Origin of the sequence: Flavobacterium silvisoli (genome assembly GCF_004329815.1) — a bacterium.
Taxonomy (GTDB): Bacteria; Bacteroidota; Bacteroidia; order Flavobacteriales; family Flavobacteriaceae; genus Flavobacterium; species Flavobacterium silvisoli.
Window position 1 is genome coordinate 86,225 of sequence record NZ_SJPE01000006.1, and the last position, 15,265, is coordinate 101,489.

Annotated in this window: 12 protein-coding genes and 1 tRNA gene; all 13 read left to right on the forward strand. The window is 39.5% G+C overall.

Annotated features, from left to right (window positions below; genetic code table 11):
• Positions 1–4: 4 nt before the first annotated feature.
• The 13 genes from EZL74_RS06710 to EZL74_RS06770 all read left to right on the forward strand — a co-directional run bounded on the left by EZL74_RS06710 (position 5) and on the right by EZL74_RS06770 (position 15,258).
• Complete coding sequence (locus tag EZL74_RS06710) at positions 5–352, forward strand: FtsL-like putative cell division protein (RefSeq protein WP_131475833.1); 348 nt, start codon at positions 5–7, stop codon at positions 350–352.
• Positions 343–2,352 (forward strand): penicillin-binding protein, encoded by a 2,010-nt coding sequence (locus tag EZL74_RS06715; protein ID WP_131475834.1) that lies wholly within the window; start codon positions 343–345, stop codon positions 2,350–2,352. The genes EZL74_RS06710 and EZL74_RS06715 overlap by 10 nt, the downstream gene beginning before the upstream one ends.
• On the forward strand, positions 2,349–3,812 hold the full coding sequence (locus EZL74_RS06720) for a UDP-N-acetylmuramoyl-L-alanyl-D-glutamate--2,6-diaminopimelate ligase (protein ID WP_161971710.1): 1,464 nt from the start codon (positions 2,349–2,351) through the stop codon (positions 3,810–3,812). Before EZL74_RS06715 ends, EZL74_RS06720 begins: the two co-directional genes overlap by 4 nt.
• 6 nt (positions 3,813–3,818) lie before the next feature.
• Positions 3,819–5,045, forward strand: coding sequence for a phospho-N-acetylmuramoyl-pentapeptide-transferase (gene mraY, locus EZL74_RS06725; RefSeq protein ID WP_131475835.1), 1,227 nt, complete (start codon positions 3,819–3,821; stop codon positions 5,043–5,045).
• Positions 5,045–6,379 (forward strand): UDP-N-acetylmuramoyl-L-alanine--D-glutamate ligase, encoded by a 1,335-nt coding sequence (murD, locus tag EZL74_RS06730; RefSeq protein ID WP_131475836.1) that lies wholly within the window; start codon positions 5,045–5,047, stop codon positions 6,377–6,379. Before mraY ends, murD begins: the two co-directional genes overlap by 1 nt.
• Before the next feature lie 62 nt (positions 6,380–6,441).
• Complete coding sequence (locus EZL74_RS06735) at positions 6,442–7,752, forward strand: FtsW/RodA/SpoVE family cell cycle protein (RefSeq protein ID WP_131475837.1); 1,311 nt, start codon at positions 6,442–6,444, stop codon at positions 7,750–7,752.
• Between the two features lie 26 nt (positions 7,753–7,778).
• Entirely contained in the window at positions 7,779–8,870 is a 1,092-nt protein-coding gene (murG, locus tag EZL74_RS06740) for an undecaprenyldiphospho-muramoylpentapeptide beta-N-acetylglucosaminyltransferase (protein WP_131475838.1), read from the forward strand.
• Positions 8,871–8,894: 24 nt separating this feature from the next.
• Complete coding sequence (murC, locus tag EZL74_RS06745) at positions 8,895–10,235, forward strand: UDP-N-acetylmuramate--L-alanine ligase (RefSeq protein WP_131475839.1); 1,341 nt, start codon at positions 8,895–8,897, stop codon at positions 10,233–10,235.
• A gap of 98 nt (positions 10,236–10,333) precedes the next feature.
• Positions 10,334–11,056 carry a cell division protein FtsQ gene (locus tag EZL74_RS06750; RefSeq protein WP_131475840.1) on the forward strand — a complete coding sequence of 241 codons (723 nt, stop codon included), beginning with the start codon at positions 10,334–10,336 and terminating at the stop codon, positions 11,054–11,056.
• 6 nt (positions 11,057–11,062) lie between these two features.
• On the forward strand, positions 11,063–12,448 hold the full coding sequence (gene ftsA / locus EZL74_RS06755) for a cell division protein FtsA (protein WP_131475841.1): 1,386 nt from the start codon (positions 11,063–11,065) through the stop codon (positions 12,446–12,448).
• Positions 12,449–12,482: 34 nt separating this feature from the next.
• Positions 12,483–14,429 carry a cell division protein FtsZ gene (ftsZ, locus tag EZL74_RS06760; RefSeq protein WP_131475842.1) on the forward strand — a complete coding sequence of 649 codons (1,947 nt, stop codon included), beginning with the start codon at positions 12,483–12,485 and terminating at the stop codon, positions 14,427–14,429.
• 239 nt (positions 14,430–14,668) lie between these two features.
• Positions 14,669–15,118 carry a GatB/YqeY domain-containing protein gene (locus EZL74_RS06765; protein ID WP_131475843.1) on the forward strand — a complete coding sequence of 150 codons (450 nt, stop codon included), beginning with the start codon at positions 14,669–14,671 and terminating at the stop codon, positions 15,116–15,118.
• A gap of 66 nt (positions 15,119–15,184) precedes the next feature.
• A tRNA-Arg gene (locus tag EZL74_RS06770) sits at positions 15,185–15,258 on the forward strand.
• Positions 15,259–15,265: the final 7 nt, after the last annotated feature.

Below are 15,265 nucleotides of genomic sequence, written 5' to 3' on the forward strand. Positions count from 1 at the left end.
ACCTATGAGAAAAGGTGTTTACGGTATACTAAAAGCTCGATTTCTGGTTAATGAAGATGCTACCAAAAACTGGAGATTCATCGTGTTCTGCATCTTTTTGGCCATACTGATGATTGCCTATGGGCATAATTATGACGAAAAAGTTTTCAGAATTGCAGAATTGACCAATGAAGTAAAAGAGTTGCGTTCCGAATTCGTAGACAAACGCTCCGAGCTAATGAAATTAAAAATGGAATCGACCGTTTCGGAAAAAATGGAAGAGCGAAAAATTTTCCCTTCTTCGGTTCCGCCGCAAAAAATAAAAGTTACAAAACCGGCTGAAAAAAGTTTCTTTCAACGACTATGGAAATAGAAGATAAACATATCTCTTACCGCATATACCTGGTTGCTTTCGGCATCTTTCTGATGGCTATAGCGATTACGTTCAAACTCACCAAAATTCAGTGGGTTGAAGGTGACCGTTACAGAGAATTAGCCAAAGAAAGAACAGTGAAAAACTTTGTGATTCCGGCTAATAAAGGGAATATCTATTCCGCTGACGGCAGTTTGCTGGCCACGTCTATTCCGAATTACAATATTCGGTTTGACGCTGTGGCACCTAAAGAGGAGTCATTTGAAAAGAATGTAAAAGCATTATCCGATTCACTTTCGTTAATGTTTGGAAAACCAAGCAGCTATTACCACACTCAGTTGCGCATGGCGCGTTCCAATAAAAACAGGTATTTACTGGTTGCCCGAGATTTGAGTTATACCGAATACATGAAGGTGAAGAGTTTTCCGCTCTTTAATTTGGGGGCTAACAAAGGAGGCATGATAACCGAGCAAGAAACCGTTCGTGAGCATCCTATTGGAAAAATTGCCGAGCGAACTATCGGTTACGAAAGAATTACTCCCGAAGGAAAGCCGGATGGCAAGGGGATTGAGTGGTCTTTCAGAAAATATTTAAACGGAAAAGACGGTAAAGTTTTAAAGCAAAAAATTGCCAAAGGGCAATGGAAACCCATTCGCGATATAAACGAGATTGATCCGCAGGACGGCTATGACGTCATTTCGACTATTGATGTTTACATTCAGGATATTGCTCATCATGCTTTGCTTAAACAATTGAAAGATTACAAAGCTGAGCACGGTTGTGTGGTGGTAATGGAAACTAAAACCGGAAAAATCAAAGCCATTTCCAACTTAGGAAAATTAAAAGAAAGCGATTCAACCTATTTTGAAACAACCAATTATGCTATAGCCGAAGCTCACGAACCGGGTTCTACTTTCAAATTGGTTGACATGATTGCTTTGCTGGATGACGGAAAAGTTGATACCAGTCATGTGTTTGACAGCCGTGGCGGTGAAATTGACTACCGAGGTAAAAAAGTACGCGATTCACACAAAGGGGGATATGGTAAGATTTCTTTGGCTCGAGGCTTTGAAGTGTCTTCTAACACAGTTTTAGTGCAAGCGGTGTATGACAATTATAAAAATAATCCAAAAGAATTTGTTGATCGAATTGACAGAATGGGATTGAATCAGCCATTAGGCTTACCGTTTCAAGGAGAGGGGAAGCCCTATATTCCGCAACCGGGTGATAAACATTGGAGTGCTATTTCATTGCCCTGGATGGCTTTTGGATACGGAGTTTCTATAACACCCTTGCAAACACTCACTCTGTATAATGCCATTGCCAACAATGGAGAAATGGTAAAACCGCAATTTGTTTCTGAAATTAAAGAATGGAACAAGACCATCAAAAAATACGACAAACAAATTATCAATCCGAAAATTTGTTCGAATGAAACGGTCAAAAAGCTGAAAGAAGTTCTTCAAAATGTGGTTAAAAGAGGAACCGGATCGAAATTGTATTCTAAAGATTTCTCAATGGCCGGAAAAACGGGAACGGCTCAGGCCAATTATGGTAAAAACGGAGGTTCCGAGAAACATTATATTTCCTCTTTTGTTGGTTTTTTTCCGGTAGAAAATCCAAAATATTCCTGTATAGTAGTGGTTCATAAACCCAATACATCAGGCAATAATTACTACGGTGCTGATGTAGCCGGTCCGGTTTTTAAACGCATAGCACAAAAGATTTTTACCGATGCTCCCTCAACCAACGAGATTAAAAATCTAAACCGAAAAATAAACAAACAAGAGAAGGCGTATGAAGAATATGCCATCAAACTGCAACAAGAGACCAAAGCTGTTCCCAATGTGAAAGGCATGAGTGGTATGGATGCTGTAGCCCTTTTGGAAAACTTGAAAATGAAAGTAAAAGTTATCGGTGTCGGAAAAGTGAAAAAGCAATCCGTGCAACCCGGAGAAGCTATTGATAAAAACAAAATCATCATACTCGAATTATCGTGATTATTTTAAAAGACATATTATACAAAGTTGGTATCGAAGTCGTTAAGGGTTCGACAGATATGGTCATCAATAAAATTGAATTTGACTCTCGAAAAATTCAGGAAAATGATGTGTTTGTAGCCATACGGGGAACGGTTTCAGATGGGCATGACTTTATTGAAAAAGCCATAAACCTGGGGGCAATCGCGATTGTTTGTGATACTTTGCCCGAAATTATTGTGACCGGTGTTACCTATATTCAGGTGAAAGATACCAATTCGGCTTTGGCTTTTATGGCTGCCAATTTTTACGGTAATCCGTCGCATAATCTGAAATTGGTAGGGGTTACCGGTACAAACGGAAAGACAACTATTGCGTCACTCCTGTACCAATTATTCAAAAAAGCAGGATATAAAGTGGGCTTGCTGTCTACGGTTAAAATTATGGTAGATGATACCGAGTACAAAGCCACACACACCACGCCGGATTCGTTGACCATCAATTATTATTTAGCCGAAATGAGCGAAGTGGGGGTTGAGTATTGCTTCATGGAAGTGAGCTCACACGGAATTCACCAAAAACGCACCGAAGGGCTACTTTTTGCAGGAGGTGTTTTTACCAATTTGTCTCATGATCATTTGGATTATCACCCAACTTTCGCTGAATACCGCGATGTCAAAAAATCGTTCTTTGATCACTTGCCTAAAACGGCTTTTGCTTTAACCAATATTGATGACAAAAATGGGCTGATTATGTTGCAAAATACGTTTGCCCGCAAGTTGACGTATGCCTTGAAATCCTATGCTGATTATAAAGCCCAGATTTTGGAAAACCAATTGTCAGGACTGTTGCTTAAAATTAATGACAATGAAGTTTGGGTACGATTGATAGGAACGTTCAATGCCTATAATTTGTTAGCTATCTACGGAACAGCAGTGGAATTGGGATTGGACAAATTGGAAGTTTTGCGTTTGTTATCTGAATTAGAGAGCGTTTCCGGACGTTTTCAATTCATAGTTTCTGATCACAAAATCACTGCCATTGTTGATTATGCTCACACACCGGATGCTCTGGAAAATGTTTTGAAAACCATCAACGACATCCGATCCAATAACGAACAACTCATAACGGTAGTCGGTTGTGGTGGTGACCGCGATAAAACCAAAAGACCGGTAATGGCGCATATTGCCACTTCTATGAGTAATAAAGTAATCATCACTTCGGATAATCCGAGAACAGAGGACCCGATTGACATTATTGCCGATATGGAAAAAGGAGTTGAAGCACAAAATCAAAGAAAAACATTGTCTATTGTCGACAGAAAACAAGCTATTAAAACAGCTTGCCAACTGGCCGGACCCAATGATATTATACTGATTGCCGGTAAAGGTCACGAAACGTATCAGGAAATCAACGGAGTGCGTTACGATTTTGATGATATGAAAATCGTAAAAGAATTTTTAGAACAACTAAATAAATAAACTTATATGCTCTATTATTTATTTGAATACCTCGACAAAACTATGGATGTTCCGGGAACGGGAGTCTTTCAGTATATTACTTTTCGTTCGGCTTTGGCGTTAATCCTTTCGCTGATGATTTCTACCATTTACGGAAAAAAAATCATCAACTTCCTGAGAAACCAACAAGTGGGCGAAACTGTAAGAGAATTGGGATTAGAAGGTCAAACCCAAAAAGCGGGAACGCCAACCATGGGGGGATTGATTATTATAACGGCTACTTTGATTCCGGTTTTGTTATTGACTAAGTTGAATAACATTTACATCATCCTGCTGATAGTTACCACGCTTTGGATGGGGACTATCGGTTTTATTGACGATTACATCAAAATTTTCAAGAAAGACAAACAAGGATTGAAAGGAATTTTCAAAGTTATAGGACAGGTGGGTCTGGGGCTTATCGTAGGTTCCGTTTTGTATTTCCATCCCGGTGTTACAGTAAGAGAAAAGGCGAATACTCCGATTACCTTCAATCAGTCACAGGATGTGGTGTATCAGGCGCCGACAGAAAGCAAGTCGACCGCTACGACAATTCCTTTCATGAAAAACAATGAATTGGATTATGCCAAAATCATAGAGTGGACCGGTGATGGCTATGAAAACTGGGCGTGGTTGGTATTTATTCCGATAGTTATTTTTATCATCACTGCGGTTTCTAACGGAGCCAATCTGACGGATGGAATTGATGGTTTAGCCGCAGGAACTTCTGCTATTTCGGTTCTGGCACTCGGAATTTTCACATTCGTTTCGGGGAACCTTATGTTGTCGAGCTATCTCAACATTATGTACATCCCTAATTCGGGAGAAATGACCGTTTTCATTTCGGCTTTCGTGGGCGCTTTGGTCGGATTTCTTTGGTACAATTCATACCCGGCTTCGGTTTTTATGGGAGATACAGGAAGTTTAACCATTGGAGGAATCATTGCCGTATTGGCTATTTCTGTCAGAAAAGAAATGTTGCTGCCGGTTTTATGTGCCATTTTCTTTGCCGAAAATCTGTCTGTGATTCTTCAGGTATCTTATTTTAAGTACACCAAAAAACGTTTTGGCGAAGGAAAACGCATTTTTCTGATGTCGCCATTGCACCATCATTACCAGAAGAAAGGCTATCACGAAAGTAAAATTGTAACCCGCTTTTGGATTGTGGCCATATTGTTGGCTATCGTTTCCATAGTGACTTTGAAATTAAGATAATGAAAAGATTAGTAGTACTGGGCGGAGGAGAAAGTGGTGTAGGTACAGCCATTTTAGGAAAAAAAGAAGGATTCGATGTATTCGTTTCCGACTTTGGAAAAATAAAAGAAAAGTACAAAGACGTTCTTAATAAATACGAAATCCGATGGGAAGAAGAGCAGCATACTGAGCCTTTGATTCTCAATGCTACTGTGGTGATGAAAAGCCCGGGAATTCCGGAGAAATCGCCGATAGTCAAAAAGCTGTTCGAAAAGGGAATTCCGGTGATTTCTGAAATCGAATTTGCCTCTGAATTTACTAAGGCAAAAACAATCGGAATCACGGGAAGTAACGGAAAAACCACCACTACCATGTTGACCTACCATCTGTTGAAAGAAGGAGGATTGAATGTAGGATTAGGAGGTAACATCGGTAAAAGTTTTGCCTGGCAGGTGGCCGAAGAAAACTATGAGTACTATGTGTTGGAATTGAGCAGTTTTCAGTTAGACGGAATCATCAAGTACAAACCTGAAATTGCCATCATCACTAACATCAGTCCCGATCATTTAGACCGGTACGAATACAAATATGAAAATTATATAGAGTCAAAATTCAGAATAACCAAAAACCAAACCGAAGAGGATTACCTCATTTACGATGCTGATGATGAAGCCATTTCGGGCTGGTTACGACAAAACAAAACAAATGCTAAACTAATTCCTTTTTCACTAACCCAAACCTTTGAAAACGGAGCTTTTATAAAAAACGAAACTATGGACATCATCATCAACAACGAGGAATTTGAAATGAAAACTGCAGAGGTTTCATTGGAAGGAAAACACAATCTGAAAAACGCTATGGCTGCTACTTCAGTGGCACAATTAATGAAAATCAGAAAGGAAACCATTCGTGAGAGTTTGTCTAATTTTCAAGGAGTTGAACATCGTTTGGAAAAAGTACTCAAAATTCAGAATGTGCAATACATCAACGACAGTAAAGCAACCAATGTAAATGCCACTTTCTTTGCTTTAGACAGTATGACAGCGCCAACGGTTTGGATTGTCGGAGGGGTTGACAAAGGAAATGATTATGCCGAGTTAATGCCTTTGGTTCGCGAAAAAGTAAAGGCTATTATTTGTCTAGGAATTGACAATAAAAAAATCGTTGATGCATTCGGTAATGTGGTTGATATGATGGTGGAAGTTGATAACATGCGTGATGCTGTCAATACGGCCAGTCACATAGCCGAAAAAGGAGATGTTGTTTTGTTATCACCGGCTTGTGCGAGTTTTGATTTATTTCAAAACTACGAAGACAGAGGAAAACAGTTTAAAGCTGCGGTACAAAATTTATAAGCGCTGTCAGTAAGAAGTAAACAATACTAAAAGCTAATTGCTGATAGCTAAAACAAAAAGAGATGAAAGAACTTATTCACAGTTTAAAAGGAGATAAAGTCATTTGGGCCTTCGTAGCTCTTTTGGCGTTGTTTTCGTTTATGCCTGTGTTTAGTGCCAGTAGTAATTTGGCTTACATGCGCCATGGTTCCGGAAATGCATTGACTTACTTGTTGAAACACGGAGCGCAGGTATTTGTTGGGTTCTTTATTTTATACAAAGTTCATAAAATTCCATATCATTATTTCAGAGCCATATCGCGATTCCTGTTGCCTGTGGTTTGGCTGTTGTTGATTTATACATTGCTCAAAGGAACGGTGATAGAAGGAGCCAACGCCAGTAGATGGATACAGATTCCGTTTATCGGTATAACATTCCAAACGTCAACTTTGGCCTCTATAGTACTGTATGTTTTTGTGGCCAGATATTTGTCTAAAACCCGTGAAACTCCCATCACATTCCAATCGTCTTTGTGGGAATTGTGGACACCGGTTTTTATCACGCTAATGTTAATTCTTCCGGCCAACTTATCAACGGCTGCTTTGATCTTTTCAATGGTAATGATGTTGGCATTTATTGGCAAATATCCGTTGAAATACATCGGAATTATCATTGGAGCGGGAATTGTAGGACTCACATTTTTCATCTTAGTCGCCAAAGCCTTTCCGGATGCTTTTCCAAACCGTGTAGATACTTGGATTAACCGTATTGATAATTTTACCAGCGACAAACCTGATGAAGATGATTATCAAATTGAAAAGGCCAAAATTGCTATTGCCTCGGGCGGAATTTATGGTTTAGGTCCGGGTAAAAGTGTACAGAAGAACTTTTTGCCTCAATCGTCTTCCGATTTTATCTACGCCATTATCGTTGAAGAATACGGACTCTTCGGAGGATTATTAGTCTTGGGATTATATATGTTGTTGTTATTCCGATTTGTCGTGGCAGCGCACAAAGCCAATTCGACTTTTGGAAAACTGGTCGTGATAGGTTTGGGCTTTCCCATTATTTTTCAGGCCATGACCAATATGGCGGTTGCGGTTGAATTATTACCGGTAACCGGACAAACCTTGCCCTTAATAAGTTCCGGTGGAAGTTCTATTTGGATGACATGTATTGCTTTGGGAATTATTTTGAGTGTTACCAAAAAAGAAGAAGAAATTGCCGAAGAACTGGCCGAAAAACAAAAACGAGAGGATGCGTTGCAGCGCATGATAGATAAACAATTGCAAGAAGAGGAGGCGGCTGAACAATCTGCCTTACAAGTTGAGATGGAGAATTATTCCATAGAAGATAAGGCAAATCCTTTGGAACCAATTTTAAAGAAAAGCTAGCGTATTTGCGGAAATTAAAATCATAAATGAAGAAGTTAAAATTCATATTAAGCGGTGGAGGTACAGGTGGACATATTTATCCTGCTGTGGCTATCGCCAATGAATTAAAGTTGCGTTTTCCCGATGCTGAGTTTCTTTTTGTAGGAGCCAAAGACAAAATGGAAATGCAAAAAGTGCCGCAAGCCGGTTACCCGATCAAAGGATTGTGGATTGCAGGTTTACAGCGAAAATTGACATTACAGAACATGATGTTCCCATTAAAACTGATCAGCAGTTTGTGGAATTCGCGTCAAATCATAAAAAATTTTAAGCCCGATGTGGTAATCGGTACCGGTGGTTTCGCCAGCGGACCATTGTTACAAATGGCAAACAGTTTAAACATACCAACGGTGATTCAGGAACAAAATTCGTATCCCGGAATTACCAATAAATTGTTGAGTAAAAAAGCCAACGCCATTTGTGTGGCTTATGAAAATTTGGAACGTTTCTTTCCAAAAGATAAAATTGTTTTTACCGGTAATCCTGTGCGTCAGGATTTGTTGGATGTGGAAGCGAAAAGAAACGAAGGAATCAACTATTTCAAATTAGATTCGAATAAAAAAACACTGTTAATCTTGGGCGGAAGTTTGGGTGCCAGAAGAATAAATCAGTTACTAGCCAAAGAACTCGATTTTATTTTAAACAGTGGTGTGCAGGTTTATTGGCAGTGCGGCAAATTGTATTTCGAAGAATATAAACACTTCAACGAAAAGGCAAATGTACAAGTTGTTGCTTTTATCGACCGAATGGATTTGATTTATGCTGCTGCCGATTTTGTGATTTCGCGTGCCGGAGCTTCTTCGGTTTCTGAGTTGTGTTTGGTAGGGAAACCGGTGATTTTTATTCCGTCACCCAATGTTGCTGAAGACCATCAAACCAAAAACGCAAAAGCAATTGCAGACAAAGGAGGAGCCATACTGTTGCGGGAAAATGAGCTGGACGAAAAGTTTGAAACTACTTTTTCCGATTTGATTGCTGATGAAGTTCTCCAAAAGGAATTGGGTAAAAACTGTAAAGCTTTGGGTAAACCAAATGCTACAAAAGATATAGTAGAAGAAATTATAAAATTAATTAAATAAATCAGGTAACACAGTTGCTATAAAATGAACTTAAGTCAAATCCATAACGTCTATTTCATCGGCATCGGAGGCATCGGAATGAGTGCCTTGGCGCGTTATTTTCAAAATATTGGAAAGAATGTTTCGGGCTATGACAAAACGCCAACCATGTTAACAGATGAGCTGATAGCGGCAGGGATGAGCATTCATTTTGAAGACAATATCAATTTAATTCCGGCCGATTATTATGCCGAAAACACTTTGGTCATTGTAACGCCGGCTGTTCCAATATCACATTCGGAGTGGAATTATTTTCTGGAGAGAAACTACACTGTAAAAAAACGAGCTGAAGTATTGGGGATTATCACCAAAGATACTTTTTGTTTTGCTGTAGCGGGAACTCACGGAAAAACAACGACTTCCAGTATACTGGGGCATATTTTATACCAAAGCGGTGCTGATGTGACAGCTTTTTTGGGTGGAATTGTAGAGAATTATCATTCTAATTTGATAGGAAACGGAAAAACGGTAACAGTGGTTGAAGCCGATGAGTTTGACCGTTCGTTTTTGCATTTGCATCCCGATATTGCCTGTGTAACTTCTATGGATGCCGACCATTTGGATATTTATGGCGATAAATCGGCGATTGAGGATTCCTTCCGTGAATTCGCTGCCAAAGTAGAAAATAAAAATAATTTATTTGTTCCGAAAGGGTTGCCTTTGGAAGGTTTAACTACCGGGATAGAACAAGAGTCAACGTATAAGGCTTTCAATATCCGGATTGAAAACGGTTTTTATGTTTTTGATGTACAAACACCATCGGAAACAATGTATAATCTGCAGTTCGGTTTGCCCGGAAGACACAATTTAATGAATGCCCTGATGGCTTTGGCGATGGCTAAAACTTATGGTACCCCAACCGAGTCCATTGCTAAAGCCCTGGCATCATTTAAAGGAATACAACGCAGGTTTTCTTATCAGATAAAGTCTGAAAAGCTGGTGTATATTGATGATTATGCGCATCATCCTACCGAAATCAACGCGGTGCACCAGGCGGTACGCGAGTTGTATCCGAACAAAAAAGTGTTAGCTGTTTTTCAGCCTCATTTGTTCAGCCGCACCAAAGATTTTGCCGATGATTTTGCCAAAAGCTTATCGCAATTCGACGAAATTCTGTTGTTGGATATTTATCCGGCGCGAGAATTACCAATGGAAGGAATTACTTCCGAATGGTTACTGGCCAAAATGGAAAATCCAAATAAAAAATTGATATCCAAAACCGATTTAATTCCGACAATTTTGGCTAATGATGCCGAAATTATTGTAACAATCGGAGCGGGTGATATAGGCGAATTAGTTCCGAAAATTAAACAGGCATTACTGTGAAATTGCCAGTTTTTTGGCAAACAAAAATGAATAAAAAAGATGTTGTTTAAAACTGGCGTATTCCATATGACATTTTAAAAAACAAATATGAAAGACATATGAAAATTTTCACTTGGACAAATATCAGATTGGTTTTGATGATTGCGGTTGTAATCTTCCTGTATTCGTTCACCTCGCACCGAAATGAGATGCGAAAAATCAAGAAAACAGAGGTTGTTTTTGTGGGTGAAAAGAACCTTTTTTTGAAGCCCGAAACGGTTAATAAATTGTTAATAGAAAAAAATAGGGACCTAAAAACAATCCACAAAGTTGATTTAGATTTGAATAAATTGGAAAAATCCATCAACCAACAAAAATTGATTGAAAAAGCCGATGTGTTTGTCAGTGTTGATGGGGTTTTAAAAGCAGTAGTGGAGCAAAAAACACCTCTTGGGCGAGTGTTTAACGAAACGGGTTCTTTTTATATTGATAATGAAGGAAATAGTATGCCGTTGTCAGACAATTATACTGCCAGAGTGCCACTGATATCGGGGGAAATAAGCGTAGTTAAGAAGGAGAAGTTATCTGAAGTTTTGAGAATGATAGCGGAAGATGATTTTTTGAAAAAAAACATCATTGGAGTGCAAATTTTGCCCAACGGCAGCCTAATTATGGCGAACAGAAATTACGATTTTCAAATCGATTTCGGACGAACTATTAACATCGACAGAAAATTTAAAAATTATAAAGCATTTTTTCAAAAAGCTGTTTCAGACAGTACGCTGAACAAATACAGAAAAATCAACCTGAAGTTTACCAAGCAAGTGGTGTGCATTAAATAGAAGATTATGGAAAAAGAGAATATTGCTGTCGGATTAGACATTGGAACGACTAAGATTGTTGCCATGATTGGCAAGAAGAATGAGTATGGAAAATTAGAAATTTTAGGCGTTGGCAAATCCAAAAGTCTCGGAGTGGCTCGTGGTGTGGTGAACAACATTACGCAAACCATCCAGTCGATTCAGCAGGCAGTTCTTGAAGCGGAAAATAATTCAGGATATAAAATTAATGATGTGGTGGTTGGTATAGCCGGTCAGCACATTCGTAGCATTCAACATACGGATTATGTTATCAGAACAAATCCTGAAGAAGTTATCAGCGGCAGAGATATTCAATTGTTGATTGATCAGGTAAATAAATTGGCCATGCTGCCGGGTGAAGAAATCATCCATGTATTGCCGCAAGAATTCAAAATCGACGGACAAACCGAAATCAAAGAACCCATCGGAATGTACGGTGCCCGTTTGGAAGCCAGTTTTCACGTGGTAGTAGGGCAGGCGTCTTCTATTCGCAATGTGGGAAGATGTATTCAAAGTTCCGGTATTGAATTGTCGGGGTTAACATTAGAGCCGTTGGCATCCGCTGATGCCGTATTGAGTCAGGAAGAAAAAGAAGCCGGTGTTGCTTTGATTGACATAGGAGGAGGAACAACTGATTTGGCCATTTTTAAGGATGGAATTATTCGTCATACAGCCGTAGTGCCGTTTGGCGGTAATGTAATTACTGATGATATCAAAGAGGGTTGCTCCATCATCGAAAAGCAAGCAGAGCTTTTGAAAACAAAATTCGGTTCTGCCTGGCCGGGAGAAAATAAAGACAACGAAATAGTATCAATTCCGGGCTTGCGCGGAAGAGACCCTAAAGAGATATCGCTTAAGAATTTGTCGAAAATCATTCACGCCCGCGTGGTTGAAATTATCGAACAGGTTTTTACCGAAATCAAAGCCTATGGTCATGAAGATCCGCGTAAAAAATTAATTGCGGGAATAGTGTTGACTGGAGGAGGTTCCAACTTGAAACATATCAAACAATTGGTAGAGTACATCACCGGAATGGACACTCGAATAGGATATCCGAATGAGCATTTGGCAGGAAACTCAGGCGAAGAAATTTCAAGTCCCTTGTTTGCCACAGCTGTAGGATTGGTGATGAACAGTGTTCAAAACAACTCAAACAGTGCCTATAAAATAGAGCTGAAAGAAGTTGTAGCTGAGGCTCCAAAACAAGTGGTTTTTCAACCGGTAACAGAAGAAAAACCGGAAGAGCAGATTTTGGATGAAGTAGAATTGCCGGTAAATAAAATTGAAACCGAAACCACCGAAAGCAAGATAAGAAGGTCATTTTTTGATCGTTATGTTGACAAGATTAAAGATTTTTTAGATAACGCAGAATAAGCATAAACAGAATAAAACCTAACACCAAAATAGTATGATAAGCAACTCAGAATTTGGAAGCATCTCATTTGATTTACCAAAGAACCAATCAAATGTGATAAAAGTAATCGGTGTTGGTGGCGGCGGAAGCAACGCTATCAATCACATGTTCAAACAGGGTATAAAAGGAGTTGATTTTATAGTTTGTAATACAGACTCTCAAGCACTTCAAAACAGCCCGGTACCCAATAAGATTCAGTTAGGAGTGAATTTAACCGAAGGACTTGGCGCGGGAGCTAATCCTGATGTAGGACAGCAATCCGCTTTGGAAAGTGTGGGCGAAATTGAAAAAATGCTTGATACCAATACCAAAATGGTATTCATTACTGCCGGTATGGGTGGCGGAACCGGTACAGGTGCTGCTCCGGTAATCGCGCAATTAGCCAAAGAAAGAGATATACTGACAGTGGGTATTGTTACGATTCCGTTTCAGTTCGAAGGTAAAGTGCGTTCGGAACAAGCGTTGTTAGGAGTAGAAAAATTAAGAAAACAAGTCGATTCGTTGATTGTTATCAATAACAATAAGCTAAGAGAAGTATACGGAAATTTAGGTTTCAAAGCCGGTTTCTCTAAAGCTGATGAAGTGTTGGCTACAGCATCTCGCGGTATCGCAGAGGTAATTACCCACCACTACACACAAAACATCGACTTAAAAGATGCTAAAACGGTACTTTCCAATAGTGGAACTGCCATTATGGGATCTTCTGTTGCCAGCGGCGACAATAGAGCAAAGGAGGCTATTATTTCTGCACTAGATTCTCCGTTGTTAAATGATAATAAAATTTCAGGAGCCAAAAACGTATTGTTGCTTATCGTTTCTGGTACTAACGAAATTACTATTGATGAAATTGGTGAAATCAATGACCACATCCAATCGGAAGCAGGTTACAACGCCAATATCATCATGGGGGTAGGTGAAGATGAAACCTTAGGAGAAGCCATTGCGGTTACGATTATTGCTACGGGTTTTAACGTGGAACAACAAAATGGTATCGTGAACACCGAAGTTAAAAAAATCGTTCATGCTTTGGAAGACGACCAAAAATTGGTGCGCGATTTGACCCAAAAACCGGTAGAAGTTTTCAAAGCTATCGATACGCCTATTGAAGCGAAAGAAGAGAAAATCGTATTCGAATTAATCGAAGATGAGTTGGAAAAACCAGCTACTCCTACTGCCGCTATCGACGAGAATGAGTTAATAGCCATGAACCAGTTCATTCGCAACTTAGACGTAACTTTCGAAATAGTGTCGCCTATCAAGGACATTGATTACAAAGTGACCACTCCCGAAGTTAGAGAAATGAAAGTGGTTGAGCCGCAAAGCATCAAAGAAGAGGAGCAAATCACCTTCACATTTGACATGCCGGTAACCAAATCAGCTCCTGAAAAAATCGAAGCAATTGAAGAAAACAAAATTGTTTTTGATTTATCAGAAGCCAATGATATAGTGGTAAACGAACCGGTTCAATTCGTTCCGGTAACAGAATTGAATGAAAGCGGTATCATCAAATACTCGTTAGAGGAATATATGGAGTTGGAAAACGACTTGTTAAACTCAAAACCGGCGGCCAAAGTGATTGAAGAGCCCGTTGCCGAAGAGTTAAACATCGTCATGAAAGCTCAACCGCAAACAGAAGTTGAAAAGCCACAACCGGTTATGCACTTCGAAGATATTTCTCCGGTTGAAATGACCATCGAAGAAACCTTAAAACACAGAGCTGACGAACGCAGAAAAAAATTAAAAGAGTTCAACTACAAATTCCATAACAACCCGTCAAGAATTGAGGAATTAGAAAAAGAACCCGCTTACAAACGTTTAGGTCTTGATCTGTCAAACAATACCGACACTAATACAAACTCAAGAATGTCATTGGGTACCGATAGTAATGACGATTTACAAATCCGTACCAACAATTCATTCCTGCACGATAATGTAGATTAGTCTGCCATTTTTCTAATCTAAATGACCCGAAAATTTCCTTGAGATTTTCGGGTTATTTTTTTACCTTCGCAGAGCTTTTTAGTCGACATCGATTTAATCAGGAGCGATAGGTTCGGGCAATTGCAGTAATCCATTTTCCCGCTGTCCGCGCTACACGGTAGCCACTCCCATCGGGGCTAAAAAGCCAACCTTGGATTTTCAGAAAATCTTAGAGTTTAATAATCTAAAAATCTAAAAGAATGAGTTTAGAAACCCAAATCATGGACGAAATGAAAAACGCCATGAGAGCAAAAGATACCGTTGCCCTGGAAGCTTTAAGAGCTATTAAATCAGGCATTATATTGGCTAAGACAGAAGCAGGAGCCAGCGAAACCTTGTCCGCTGATGAAGAAATCAAGTTACTGCAGCGTTTGGTAAAACAAAGAAAAGACAGTGCAGCCATCTATAACGAACAAGGCAGAGCTGATTTAGCAGAGCCCGAATTAGCGCAAGTAGCCGTTATAGAAAAGTTTTTGCCGGCTCAATTATCCGAAGCCGAAGTAGAAACTGCGGTAGCCGCTATCATTGCCGAGGGAGGTTTCTCAGGCATGGCTGCAATGGGTCAGGTAATGGGTAAAGCTTCAGCCGCATTAGCCGGTCAAACCGATGGAAAAACCATTTCTACTATAGTAAAGAAATTATTAACATAATAAAGAAGATCAGACTTAGAATTCATCTAATAGTTTTGAAATCTAAATAGTCTGATTTTCAAAAATGGCTGCGTAGTTCAACTGGATAGAATATCAGATTTCGGCTCTGAGGGTTGGGGGTTCGAATCCCTTCGCGGTCACGAATAA

Coding starts and splice junctions, on each gene's coding strand:
- EZL74_RS06710 (WP_131475833.1), top strand. CDS start 5: ATGAGAAAAGGTGTTTACGGTATACTAAAAGCTCGATTTCTGGTTAAT.
- EZL74_RS06715 (WP_131475834.1), top strand. CDS start 343: ATGGAAATAGAAGATAAACATATCTCTTACCGCATATACCTGGTTGCT.
- mraY (WP_131475835.1), top strand. CDS start 3,819: ATGCTCTATTATTTATTTGAATACCTCGACAAAACTATGGATGTTCCG.
- murD (WP_131475836.1), top strand. CDS start 5,045: ATGAAAAGATTAGTAGTACTGGGCGGAGGAGAAAGTGGTGTAGGTACA.
- EZL74_RS06735 (WP_131475837.1), top strand. CDS start 6,442: ATGAAAGAACTTATTCACAGTTTAAAAGGAGATAAAGTCATTTGGGCC.
- murG (WP_131475838.1), top strand. CDS start 7,779: ATGAAGAAGTTAAAATTCATATTAAGCGGTGGAGGTACAGGTGGACAT.
- murC (WP_131475839.1), top strand. CDS start 8,895: ATGAACTTAAGTCAAATCCATAACGTCTATTTCATCGGCATCGGAGGC.
- EZL74_RS06750 (WP_131475840.1), top strand. CDS start 10,334: ATGAAAATTTTCACTTGGACAAATATCAGATTGGTTTTGATGATTGCG.
- ftsA (WP_131475841.1), top strand. CDS start 11,063: ATGGAAAAAGAGAATATTGCTGTCGGATTAGACATTGGAACGACTAAG.
- ftsZ (WP_131475842.1), top strand. CDS start 12,483: ATGATAAGCAACTCAGAATTTGGAAGCATCTCATTTGATTTACCAAAG.
- EZL74_RS06765 (WP_131475843.1), top strand. CDS start 14,669: ATGAGTTTAGAAACCCAAATCATGGACGAAATGAAAAACGCCATGAGA.